The sequence below is a fragment of the Salmonella sp. WC3 genome, assembly GCF_042932255.1.
GTDB classification, from domain to species: domain Bacteria; phylum Pseudomonadota; class Gammaproteobacteria; order Enterobacterales; family Enterobacteriaceae; genus Salmonella; species Salmonella enterica.
The window spans coordinates 375751-387548 of the sequence record NZ_CP170629.1 but is presented as its reverse complement, the minus strand read 5'-3'; the positions used below and the strand labels follow the sequence as shown (position 1 = coordinate 387548).

At 53.8% G+C, this 11798-nt stretch carries 10 protein-coding genes; 6 read left to right on the top strand and 4 right to left on the bottom strand.

Going from position 1 to position 11798, the window contains the following annotated elements; translation table 11 throughout:
* Window positions 1–5: 5 nt before the first annotated feature.
* Entirely contained in the window at window positions 6–569 is a 564-nt protein-coding gene (nudE, locus tag ACFK9X_RS01740; RefSeq protein ID WP_000045725.1) for an ADP compounds hydrolase NudE, read from the bottom strand.
* Between the two features lie 322 nt (window positions 570–891).
* Between nudE and igaA the strand changes: the two genes are divergently transcribed.
* From igaA to hslO, 4 genes are all read left to right on the top strand, one after another.
* Window positions 892–3024, top strand: a complete 2133-nt coding sequence (igaA, locus tag ACFK9X_RS01735) for an intracellular growth attenuator protein IgaA (RefSeq protein WP_151115372.1) — start codon at window positions 892–894, stop codon at window positions 3022–3024.
* A gap of 64 nt (window positions 3025–3088) precedes the next feature.
* Window positions 3089–3757: a GMP/IMP nucleotidase gene (gene yrfG / locus ACFK9X_RS01730; RefSeq protein WP_001520508.1), complete on the top strand. Its 669-nt coding sequence runs from the start codon at window positions 3089–3091 to the stop codon at window positions 3755–3757.
* Between the two features lie 10 nt (window positions 3758–3767).
* The gene (gene hslR, locus ACFK9X_RS01725; protein WP_000660723.1) at window positions 3768–4169 is read left to right on the top strand and encodes a ribosome-associated heat shock protein Hsp15; all 402 of its coding nucleotides are present in this window, start codon (window positions 3768–3770) and stop codon (window positions 4167–4169) included.
* 24 nt (window positions 4170–4193) lie between these two features.
* Window positions 4194–5072, top strand: a complete 879-nt coding sequence (gene hslO, locus ACFK9X_RS01720; protein ID WP_001675842.1) for an Hsp33 family molecular chaperone HslO — start codon at window positions 4194–4196, stop codon at window positions 5070–5072.
* A 110-nt stretch (window positions 5073–5182) separates the two neighbouring features.
* On the opposite strand, the gene ACFK9X_RS01715 is transcribed toward hslO, so the two are convergent.
* Complete coding sequence (locus ACFK9X_RS01715; protein ID WP_151115370.1) at window positions 5183–6892, bottom strand: DUF4153 domain-containing protein; 1710 nt, start codon at window positions 6890–6892, stop codon at window positions 5183–5185.
* Window positions 6893–7271: 379 nt separating this feature from the next.
* Between ACFK9X_RS01715 and pckA the strand changes: the two genes are divergently transcribed.
* Window positions 7272–8891, top strand: coding sequence for a phosphoenolpyruvate carboxykinase (ATP) (gene pckA / locus ACFK9X_RS01710; protein ID WP_001265685.1), 1620 nt, complete (start codon window positions 7272–7274; stop codon window positions 8889–8891).
* 74 nt (window positions 8892–8965) lie between these two features.
* On the opposite strand, the gene envZ is transcribed toward pckA, so the two are convergent.
* Window positions 8966–10318 carry a two-component system sensor histidine kinase EnvZ gene (gene envZ / locus ACFK9X_RS01705; RefSeq protein ID WP_001253818.1) on the bottom strand — a complete coding sequence of 451 codons (1353 nt, stop codon included), beginning with the start codon at window positions 10316–10318 and terminating at the stop codon, window positions 8966–8968.
* Complete coding sequence (gene ompR / locus ACFK9X_RS01700; protein ID WP_151115368.1) at window positions 10315–11034, bottom strand: two-component system response regulator OmpR; 720 nt, start codon at window positions 11032–11034, stop codon at window positions 10315–10317. Before ompR ends, envZ begins: the two co-directional genes overlap by 4 nt.
* 225 nt (window positions 11035–11259) lie before the next feature.
* On the opposite strand from ompR, the gene greB reads away from it, so the two are divergent.
* The gene (gene greB, locus ACFK9X_RS01695) at window positions 11260–11733 is read left to right on the top strand and encodes a transcription elongation factor GreB (protein WP_151115366.1); all 474 of its coding nucleotides are present in this window, start codon (window positions 11260–11262) and stop codon (window positions 11731–11733) included.
* Window positions 11734–11798 lie beyond the last annotated feature (65 nt).

Genomic DNA, 11798 nt, shown 5'->3' with positions numbered 1-11798 from the left:
CGCCATCAGGCAATTCGGCCCTGCGCTTTCAACCACTCGCGTACCAGAAACAGCGCGCTGACGTTGCGGGCCTCGTTAAAATCGGGGTCTTCCAGCAGATCCATTAAATGCGCCAGCGGCCAGCGTACCTGCGGCAATGGCTCAGGCTCGTCGCCTTCCAGCGACTCCGGATAGAGATCTTCCGCCACCACGATATTCATTTTGCTGGAAAAATAAGAGGGCGCCATGCTGAGTTTTTTTAAGAAGGTCAGGTTATGCGCGCCAAACCCGACCTCTTCTTTGAGCTCCCGGTTCGCCGCTTCAAAAACGGTCTCGCCCGGGTCGATCAATCCTTTCGAGAAGCCCAGCTCATAGGATTCGGTTCCCACCGCATACTCACGAATAAGAATCAGATGCTCATCAACGATCGGCACAATCATTACCGCCTCACGGGTTGATGGTCGCATACGTTCATACACGCGACGCACGCCGTTGCTGAACTCCAGATCCACGCTTTCTACGTTAAACAGTCGGGATTGTGCGACGGTTTCCACTTTCAGAATGGTGGGTTTTTGTAATGATTTGCTCATTGTGAGAATCTTTGCAGTGTAATCTGTGGTCATTGTGCGACATACCGCACGGTTTCGGCAATGCGAATTGCCGTTTATTTACATTTATGTAACGTAATAAAAATTAATTCTTATTTCAAATTAAAAGTCAATAGGTTGAAATAACTCCAGGAATTTGCTGATATTCCGTTTTTGGTGGTATTGCTATGATTTGCCTTCACTGGGATGCGCTTTACAATGCTCAAGTTCAACTCCACGCTTGCCGATAGCCAACCACAGAAAAATGTTTATTGGACAGGGTGCGACTGACCACGCCTGACAGACTTAGTAAGATGGGGAAAGCATGAGCACCATTCTGATTTTTATAGCTGCTTTGCTGGCCTGCTCTCTACTGGCAATATGGCGGTTCCGGGTAAAGTCCAGACGAGGGAGCTTACCGTGGATCAGTGCCTTTCAGGACGCGCAAACGCGTAAACTGTTGCCCGAAGAGCGCAGCGCGGTAGAAAACTATCTCGATAACCTTAGCCAGATCCAGCAAGTTCCGGGGCCGACAGGCGCCAGTGCTGCGCCCATCTCGCTGACGCTGAACGCGGAAAGCAACAGTGTCGTGATACTGACCCACTCCATCACCCGCTACGGCATTACCACTGACGATCCTAATAAATGGCGCTACTACCTCGACTCCGTCGAAGTCCATCTGCCGCCTTTCTGGGAACAGTACATCAATGATGAAAACAACGTTGAGCTGATCCTCACGGATACGCTGCCGCTGGTGATCTCTTTAAACGGCCATACGCTGCAAGAGTATATGCAGGAGTCGCGCGGCTACGCGCTACAGAATACGGCCTCTACGCAGGCGTCGATTCGCGGCGAAGAGAGCGAGCAGATTGAGCTGTTGAATATCCGTCAGGAGACCCACGAAGAATATGCGCTCAGCCGCCCGGCTGGCTTGCGCGAAGCGTTGTTAATCGTCGCCTCCTTTTTGTTATTCTTTTTCTGTCTGATAACGCCAGACGTTTTTGTACCGTGGATGATAGGCGGCGCTATCCTGCTGCTGGCAGCCGGATTTTGGGGGCTTTTTGCGCCGCCGTCGAAAAGCGCGCTGCGGGAAATTCACTGTCTGCGGGGAACGCCCCGCCGCTGGGGACTGTTTGGGGAGAATAATCAGGAGCAGATTAACAATATCTCCCTGGGCATCATCGACCTTATTTACCCTGCCCACTGGCAACCTTACATTACGCAGGATCTTGGGCAACAAACGGATATTGATATTTACCTTGATCGCCATGTCGCCCGCCAGGGCCGTTTTTTATCCCTGCATGATGAAGTGAAAAACTTCCCGTTGCAGCACTGGTTACGCAGCACTGTTATTGCTATCGGTTCGCTGCTGGTGTTGTTTATGCTGCTGTTCTGGATCCCGCTGGATATGCCAATTAAGTTCACGCTATCGTGGATGAAAGGCGCGCAAACCATTGAAGCGACAACGGTAAAACAGCTTGAAAAAGCTGGCGTGCGGGTGGGCGATACGCTGCACCTGAGCGGCAAAGGAATGTGTAATATTCATTCCGGGGCGACCTGGAGCGGGCAGTCTAACTCACCGTTTATGCCGTTCGATTGCTCGCAAATCATCTGGAATGACGCGCCTGCGCTACCGCTGCCGGAATCAGACCTGGTGAATAAAGCGATGGCGCTAAGCCAGGCGGTAAATCGTCAGCTCCATCCAAAACCCGAAGACGACTCGCGCGTCAGCGCATCTTTACGCTCCGCGATACAAAAATCGGGCATGGTATTATTAGATGACTTTGGCGATATTGTTCTGAAAACCGCTGATTTGTGCGCGGCGGAAGACGAGTGCGTGCGTCTGAAAAATGCGCTGGTTAATCTCGGTAACAGTAAGGACTGGAACGCGCTGGTGAAACGCGCGAACGCCGGCAAACTGGACGGCGTCAACGTGCTGCTACGCCCCGTAAGCGCAGAGTCGCTGGAAAATCTGGTCACGACCTCAACGGCGCCGTTTATTTCTCGCGAGACCGCGCGTGCCGCCCAGTCGCTGAATAGCCCCGCTCCCGGCGGATTCCTGATCGCCAGCGATGAAGGCAGCGAACTGGTTGATCAGGCCTGGCCGTCAACGCCGCTGTATGACTATCCCGCGCAGGAACAGTGGAGCGCCTTCCAGCGTCTGGCGCAAACGCTCATGCAGACGCCATTTAGCGCCGAGGGCATTGTCACCAGCGTGTATACCGATGCCAACGGCACGCAGCATATCAGCCTGCATCGTATCCCCGATAAATCCGGCTGGTGGCGTTACCTCGGCACCACGCTGCTGATGCTGGCAATGATAGTGAGCGCGGTCTACAACGGCCTTCAGGCGTTCAGACGTTATCAACGCCACCGTACCCGTATGGCGGACATCCAGGAATACTATGAAAGCTGCCTCAATCCCAGGTTAACCGTCTCTCCGGAAAATCTCATCTGATAGCGCCGCCGTGCGACAGGGTATGCTACCCTGTCGCGCAAATTGCGTTACCCTGGAGTTCCCCATGCATATTGATATTGACTGGCAAAACGTGGATACCGTTTTGCTGGATATGGACGGCACGCTGCTCGATCTCGCGTTCGATAACTATTTCTGGCAAAAGCTGGTACCGGAAACCTACGGCGCGCAGCAGGGTATTTCGCCGCAGGACGCGCAGGAATATATTCGCCAGCAGTATCATGCCGTACAGCATACGCTAAACTGGTACTGTCTGGATTACTGGAGCGAGCGTCTGGGTCTGGATATTTGCGCCATGACGACGGCGCAAGGGCCGCGCGCCGTTTTGCGCGACGATACCGTACCGTTTCTGAATGCGTTAAAAGCCAGCGGAAAACGTCGGATTCTGCTCACCAATGCGCATCCACATAACCTGGCGGTGAAGCTGGAGCATACCGGTCTGGCCTCACACCTTGATTTATTACTTTCCACCCACACATTTGGTTATCCCAAAGAGGATCAGCGGTTATGGCGCGCTGTCACTGAGGAAACGGGAATAAGCGCAGAGAAAACGCTGTTTATCGATGACAGCGAACCGATTCTCGACGCCGCCGCCCGGTTTGGTATTCGCTACTGTCTTGGCGTGACGAATCCCGATTCCGGCCTGGCGGAAAAGCACTATACGCGCCATCCGTCCCTGAACGACTACCGCCGTCTGATCCCCTCGCTGATGTGAAGGAGACGCCATGAAAGAAAAGTCCTCCGTTGAGGTCAGACTGGATAAATGGCTGTGGGCCGCGCGTTTTTATAAAACCCGCGCGATGGCCCGCGAGATGATTGAAGGCGGTAAGGTGCATTACAACGGCCAGCGCAGTAAGCCGAGCAAAATCGTCGAACTGAACGCAACCCTTACCCTGCGTCAGGGAAATGACGAACGGACGGTGATCGTTAAAGCCATCACCGAACAGCGCCGTCCGGCCAGCGAAGCCGTCGCTCTGTATGAAGAGACGGCGGAAAGCGTGGAAAAACGCGAAAAAATGGCGCAGGCGCGCAAGCTTAACGCCCTGACCATGCCGCATCCGGACAGGCGACCGGACAAGAAAGAGCGCCGCGACCTGTTACGATTTAAACACGGCGACAGCGAATAACTGTCACCCGCAAGAGAGATGATTATGCCGCAACATGACCAATTACATCGTTATCTGTTTGAAAACTTTGCCGTTCGCGGCGAGCTGGTAACCGTTTCGGAAACCTTGCAACAGATCCTCGACAATCATAACTATCCGCAGCCGGTGAAAACTGTACTGGCCGAACTGCTGGTCGCCACTAGCCTGCTGACCGCGACGCTGAAGTTTGCTGGTGACATTACGGTACAGCTCCAGGGCGACGGGCCGTTAAGCCTGGCGGTGATCAATGGCAATAATCAGCAGCAGATGCGCGGCGTGGCTCGCGTTCAGGGCGACATCCCTGACAATGCGGATCTCAAAACGCTGGTTGGCAACGGCTATCTGGTGATCACCATTACGCCGGAAGAGGGTGAACGCTATCAGGGCGTGGTGGGTCTGGAAGGCGATACTCTGGCGGCGTGCCTGGAAGATTACTTCCTGCGCTCCGAGCAGTTGCCGACGCGCCTGTTTATCCGTACCGGCGATGTCGACGGTAAACCGGCGGCAGGTGGAATGTTGCTCCAGGTGATGCCGGCACAGAACGCGCAGGCTGAGGATTTCGACCATCTGGCTATGTTGACGGAAACCATTAAAAGCGAAGAGCTGCTGACGTTACCGGCAAATGACGTGCTGTGGCGTTTGTATCACGAAGAAGAAGTCACACTCTACGATCCGCAAGATGTTGAGTTCAAATGCACCTGTTCACGCGAACGTTGCGCGGGCGCGCTGAAAACATTGCCGGATGAAGAAGTGGACAGCATTCTGGCGGAAGACGGCGAAATCGATATGCACTGCGATTACTGCGGCAATCATTACCTGTTCAATGCGATGGATATCGCGGAGATCCGTAACAACGCCTCTCCTGCCGATCCACAGGTTCACTAATCGCCTCGTAGTCAGCAACGTCATTGCCTGATGGCGCTGCGCTTATCTGGCCTACAGCATCCCGCTCCGTAGGCCGGATAAGGCATTTATGCCGCCATCCGGCAAAAAGCTTACTCGTTGTAGTAATCCACATCCAACCGCTGACCATCAACAATGATATCGCGCCAGGCTTTGGGGGCTGAGTCTAACCGATGCCCGGCAATCGCGTGCAACAGTTGCGTCTTAGAAAACCCGTCCGGCAGTCGGGCGAACGCTTTCTGCGTCCATTTCCCCTCTTTTAAGCCGTAGACCTGGCTCTCGGCAACAATAAAGTTATACAGCACCTGCTCAGGCTGACCGTCGCCGTTAAGATCCTGACTCACCAGCACGCAGGCATCCGCTTCAAGGCAGGAATCGTCCGAATAACTCTGCTCTTTGACAAACGCCCAAAATGCGGCATCCGGCTTCTGGCTACCGGGCGCAATCATCACCACCCGCGCTAAATCGTCCGCCGTCGGAGAGACCTTATTTCTCTGCAAAAACGTCATCAGTTCACGATTGCGCTTTCTGTTCTGCGTAAACGCCTCGTCATCCCGCAACGATTTCAGCGCTTCCTGGCCAGGTTTGCCGCTGTGATCCAGCATATACAGGCTGATCTGATCCGCAGTAATTTTACCACTATGGTAACGCGCCATATGGCTGTTGACGCTAATACGCCAGACATCAAGTACAGGCGAGGCCAGCAACAGCAATATCACCAGCGTCAACAAAGAGACGCTCAGTATCACCTTGCCTTGCCACTCACCAGGGTCGCGTCCGCGGCGTAACAGACCGATCAGATAACCGAAGGACCATACCAGCAAGACAGACGCCGTCAGCGCGCCATACAGACGATCCGGCGTCCAGCCGTATTGCTGAATGCGTACCCATAACGCCCAGCCCGCCAGCAGCATATATATCGGGGCAACGCACAGCGAGGCGCTAATCATGCCGCGTAGTACGCGCGGATAGGGTAATACGCGCTTTTGCGGTTCATTGACAATCGCCACGAGGAGCAGCAGCATCAGCGTCAGCGTGGATAGCAGCCCCGCAGCGGAAACACGCGCAGAAATCGCCTCCAGTCCGGTAAAGGGTAACGTCACAATAAACAGCAATGCCAGCAGCGACACCACTGGCAGTAAACCTGTCGCGATCAGCGTCAGCAGCTTTTGCACCGCCGCCACAAGGCGCGACTGCGTGCGGGCGAGAATGACCGCCAGCGCCGTAATCAGGCCGATGGTCACATAAATAAAGGCTTCAGTTTCAAAGAAAAGGGTGCTGAAAAAGCGGATGCCCACCAGCCTGAATAGCGCGCTCCAGAGCAGAAGCACCAGCCAGAACAGTCCGTTGGCGACCAGGACGATAAACAATGTCAGTACGTTATGCCATAACCGCATATAAAACTGGGGATAACGCGCCGAACCGGTTTGCGAATGTAACTGATATTGCATCCAGGGTAATACCAGCATCGCCATCAACACAAGCCGGAGACCATACAGCCAGAGGAGCTCGGCCAGACGCCATTTCTCCACCGCCTCAACCTGCCATTTCAGCCAGCCGCTCATTGCCAGCACGACCACAAAGGTCAGCCCCAGCCAGCCCCACAGAGCGCGCTGTTTAAAAGAGACCACGGTAAGCAATAGCATTGACGACAACGCTATCGTCGCAGGCATACCATAGAACAGCCAGTCGCTATTTTGTGGTACCAGCCAGGCCATCAGCAGGTAGCACAAGACGCCCTGCAGCAAACCGGTGAGCAACATACCCCAGCGAGTAGTACGTGAAAGCGCTACACTTTCCATGTCGTTATCCAGAATGATGAGAAAGTCGCATTATTGCATCATCTGTTCACCGCCAGGCGTCGTCAGGCATAATTCAGAAAAAAACGCAGAGAGGTGAATCGATATTGTTAATGTTGGTGTTACGTAACTTTCTTACATGAATGCGATTACAGTCACATTATGTCGGTCAAAAACACTTCCTTTTAACGTTTTCAGAACATTTTCCACAACAAAAGTAGGTTTCCTGCCATAATAACCGCCGCTGCGTGACAGGAGTCACAGTGTTTTTCGTCAATCGTGATTTTGTCCAGATACGTAAATCTATGAGCCTTGTCGCGGTTAACCAACCTCAAAAAACCTTACTATTTTCGGTAATATATATTGGCTAAGGAGCAGTGATATGCGCGTTAACAATTTAACCCCGCAAGATCTCAAGGCTTATGGTATCAACGACGTCCAGGATATCGTTTACAATCCCAGCTACGACACCCTTTATCAGGAAGAACTTAATCCTGGTCTGGAAGGCTATGAGCGTGGCGTGTTAACTAACCTGGGCGCTGTTGCCGTTGATACCGGTATTTTTACCGGTCGTTCGCCTAAGGATAAGTATATTGTTCGCGACGACACCACGCGTGATACGCTGTGGTGGTCCGATAAGGGTAAAGGTAAAAACGATAATAAGCCGCTTTCCCAGGAAACCTGGCAACACCTGAAAGATCTGGTGACGCATCAGCTTTCCGGTAAACGCTTATTCATTGTTGATGCGTTCTGCGGCGCAAATGCCGATACGCGTCTTTCCGTGCGCTTTATTACGGAAGTCGCCTGGCAGGCCCACTTCGTTAAAAATATGTTCATTCGCCCAACGGACGAAGAGCTGGTAGGCTTCAAACCTGACTTTATTGTCATGAACGGCGCGAAGTGCACCAACCCGCAGTGGAAAGAGCAAGGGCTGAACTCGGAAAACTTTGTGGCGTTCAACCTGACTGAACGTATTCAGCTTATTGGCGGCACCTGGTACGGCGGCGAAATGAAAAAAGGGATGTTCTCGGTAATGAACTACCTGCTGCCGCTAAAAGGTATCGCCTCAATGCACTGTTCCGCCAACGTGGGTGAAAAAGGCGATGTCGCGGTCTTCTTCGGCCTTTCCGGTACCGGAAAAACCACTCTGTCCACCGACCCGAAACGTCGTCTGATTGGCGATGATGAGCACGGTTGGGATGACGACGGCGTGTTCAACTTTGAAGGCGGCTGCTACGCCAAAACCATCAAACTGTCGAAAGAAGCGGAGCCAGAAATTTATCATGCGATTCGCCGTGATGCGCTACTGGAAAACGTCACCGTGCGCGAAGACGGCACCGTAGATTTCGACGATGGTTCCAAAACCGAAAACACCCGCGTCTCTTACCCGATCTATCATATCGATAACATCGTTAAGCCCGTGTCCAAAGCAGGTCACGCCACCAAGGTTATCTTCCTGACGGCGGATGCTTTCGGCGTGTTGCCGCCGGTTTCCCGTTTAACCGCTAACCAGACGCAGTACCACTTCCTGTCGGGTTTCACCGCTAAACTGGCCGGCACCGAACGCGGCGTCACCGAACCGACCCCCACCTTCTCCGCCTGCTTCGGCGCCGCGTTCCTGACGCTGCACCCAACGCAGTATGCTGAGGTGCTGGTGAAACGTATGCAGGCAGCAGGCGCGCAGGCTTATCTGGTTAACACCGGCTGGAATGGCACCGGCAAACGTATCTCCATCAAAGATACGCGCGCGATTATCGACGCCATTCTGAACGGTTCTCTTGATAACGCGGAAACCTTCCGTCTGCCGCTGTTCGATCTGGCGATCCCGACTGAACTGCCAGGCGTGGATACCCACATTCTCGACCCACGTAACACCTACGCGTCGCCGGAACAATGGCAGGAAAAAGCCACCGCGCTGGCGAAACTGTTCATTGAGAACTTCGAGAAGTATACGGATACCCCGGCAGGCGAAGCGCTGGTTAGCGCCGGACCGAAGCTGTAAGGAACAGGCCGGATGGCGGCTTTGAACGGCGTCATCCAGCGTTAAGAAGAAAGGGAGGGTAATACCTCCCTTTCTTATGCCTCTTTTGTCGTCCCCTGGACGCGAGCCACAGGAACCGGTAGCCAGGCGCGAATCGACAATCCGCCACGCTCGCTGGTGCCAATCTCCAGCATCCCGTTATGGTTATCAATAATGCGCTGCACAATCGCCAGCCCCAGCCCTGTGCCGCTGGTACTACGGGCGCTGTCGCCACGCACAAAAGGCTGGAACAGATGTTTACGCTGCTCCGGCTTAATGCCCGGCCCGTCATCTTCTACCTGGAACCAGGCGCGATGCGACTCGGTGCCGCTGCTGACCTTAATCCAGCCGTTGCCATAGCGGGCAGCATTGACCACCATATTCGCCACCGCGCGCTTAATTGAGAGCGGGTGCATTTTCACCTGGATACTGCCTGCCTGAAGCGCAGTGTTAATCTCACGCTCATAGCCGCTTTCCGCCGCAATCACCTCGCCCAGCACGGAATTGAGATCCGCCATCTCCATTGGCATTTCCTGACCGGTACGCAGATAGTCAATAAACTGTTCGATAATGGCGTTACACTCTTCGATGTCTTTATTGATCGACTCCGCGAGATAACCGTCTTCCTCGCCCATCATCTCCGTCGCCAGACGAATACGGGTCAGCGGCGTGCGTAAGTCGTGGCTGACGCCCGCCATCAATAGCGTACGGTCATCGGCCAATTGTTTCACGCCGGCTGCCATATGGTTAAACGCCCGGGTCACAGAGCGCACCTCAGAGGCGCCATATTCACGCAGCGGCGGCGGAATAATTCCCTTCCCTACCTGCAAGGCGGCATGTTCAAGATCCACTAACGGTCGGTTCTGTATACGAATAAACAGCCACGCGCCGCCTATCGCCAGGAGCATGATCGCCAGCGTGTAACGGAAAAGCGGAGAAAAATCGCCCTGATGAATCTCGGTCAGCGGCACGCGCACCCAGATATTGGGCGACAGCCAGGTTTTGAGCCACACGACAGGCGAGCTTTTGTTGACCTCAACGCGCACTTCCGTCGGGCCGCCTAATTGCTGCGCCATCTGGTGGCTTAAGAATTCGTAGTGTTGCGCCCAACGCAGCCCGGCCTCTTCAGCGGCTTCGTTGGTGTAGAGAGAGATCCCCAGCTCGCGATAGATTTCCCGGCGAAACGCAGGCGGCACGACTAACTGCGTGCCGTCCTCCAGTTGCAGCTTATCGGTCATCAGCATACGGACTTCGTAAGCCAGAACCTTATTAAACTGCTGGAGGCTCGGCAAAATCGCGAAGTTCAGCACCACCAGGTAGGTCGTCACCAGGCTGACGAACAGCAAGGTGACGATGAGCAACAGCGTGCGGGCAAATGAACTTCGCGGCGAGAAGCGCATTCGCCTCATGCTTTAGAACCGTCCGGTACGAAGACGTAGCCCAGGCCCCAGACGGTCTGAATATAACGCGGATGCGCCGGATCTTCTTCCACCATACGGCGCAGGCGGGAGATCTGGACGTCGATGGAGCGTTCCATCGCGGAATACTCGCGGCCACGGGCCAGATTCATCAGCTTGTCGCGAGAGAGCGGCTCGCGCGGATGGCTGACTAACGCTTTCAGTACCGCAAACTCCCCGCTGGTCAGCGGCATCGGTTCATCTTCACGGAACATCTCGCGCGTACCGAGGTTCAGTTTAAACTTACCGAACGCGATAACGGCCTCTTCCTGCGACGGCGCGCCGGGCAGTTCGTTTGCCTGACGACGTAGCACGGCGCGAATACGCGCCAACAGCTCGCGCGGGTTAAACGGTTTAGGAATGTAGTCATCGGCGCCGATTTCCAGCCCGACGATACGGTCAACTTCTTCACCCTTCGCCGTGACCATAATGATCGGCATTGGATTACTTTGACTACGCAGGCGACGACAAATCGACAGACCATCTTCACCTGGCATCATTAAATCCAGTACCATGAGATGGAAAGATTCACGGGTCAGCAGACGATCCATCTGCTCGGCGTTAGCGACGCTTCGAACCTGGAAGCCCTGCTCGGTCAGATAACGTTCCAGTAGCGCCCGCAGACGCATATCGTCATCAACCACCAGAATCTTATAATTCTCTTGCATTGTCTGTACTCCCAAAGGTTCGCAACAAATGTAAGTGTGTATTCTTAAAAAAGCTCACGTGAGTCACCAGCAAATTCTGGTATGAATTTCAGGCTAAATTGTTACAAAGCATATTTAACAGCAGCTTAAATATACAATTAATCGGCAACCCCATTATTTATTCTGTCGGGACGATCACGTTATACCCCGTGTGCGCAATATCGACAGCAAAGGTAAATCAACGAGATGAAAACGCCCCTGATCACCCGCGAAGGGTACGAAACACTCAAACAAGAGCTCAATTATCTCTGGCGTGAAGAGCGCCCGGAGGTCACCAAAAAAGTGACCTGGGCTGCGAGTCTGGGCGACCGCAGCGAGAATGCCGACTATCAGTATAATAAAAAGCGCCTGCGTGAGATCGACAGACGCGTCAGATATCTGACCAAATGCATGGAAAATCTCAAAATCGTGGATTATTCCCCGCAGCAGGAGGGCAAAGTCTTCTTCGGCGCCTGGGTGGAAATTGAAAATGATGACGGCGATACGCTGAAGTACCGCATTGTCGGCTACGATGAAATTTTCGGACGTAAGGATTACATCTCTATCGACTCGCCGATGGCGCGGGCGCTACTGAAAAAAGAAGTGGGCGATCTGGCGGTGGTCAACACCCCTGTCGGCGAAGCAAACTGGTACGTCAATGCGATCGAATACGTCAAATAAGACAAGAAGAATCCTAAGCCCCCGCTGATGGCTGGCATTTTTGCCAGCCAATCCGTATAACTATC

Bases quoted from the DNA above. Each gene is read 5' to 3' on its own strand.
- nudE (WP_000045725.1), bottom strand. From the start codon at position 569: ATGAGCAAATCATTACAAAAACCCACCATTCTGAAAGTGGAAACCGTC.
- igaA (WP_151115372.1), top strand. From the start codon at position 892: ATGAGCACCATTCTGATTTTTATAGCTGCTTTGCTGGCCTGCTCTCTA.
- yrfG (WP_001520508.1), top strand. From the start codon at position 3,089: ATGCATATTGATATTGACTGGCAAAACGTGGATACCGTTTTGCTGGAT.
- hslR (WP_000660723.1), top strand. From the start codon at position 3,768: ATGAAAGAAAAGTCCTCCGTTGAGGTCAGACTGGATAAATGGCTGTGG.
- hslO (WP_001675842.1), top strand. From the start codon at position 4,194: ATGCCGCAACATGACCAATTACATCGTTATCTGTTTGAAAACTTTGCC.
- ACFK9X_RS01715 (WP_151115370.1), bottom strand. From the start codon at position 6,892: ATGGAAAGTGTAGCGCTTTCACGTACTACTCGCTGGGGTATGTTGCTC.
- pckA (WP_001265685.1), top strand. From the start codon at position 7,272: ATGCGCGTTAACAATTTAACCCCGCAAGATCTCAAGGCTTATGGTATC.
- envZ (WP_001253818.1), bottom strand. From the start codon at position 10,318: ATGAGGCGAATGCGCTTCTCGCCGCGAAGTTCATTTGCCCGCACGCTG.
- ompR (WP_151115368.1), bottom strand. From the start codon at position 11,034: ATGCAAGAGAATTATAAGATTCTGGTGGTTGATGACGATATGCGTCTG.
- greB (WP_151115366.1), top strand. From the start codon at position 11,260: ATGAAAACGCCCCTGATCACCCGCGAAGGGTACGAAACACTCAAACAA.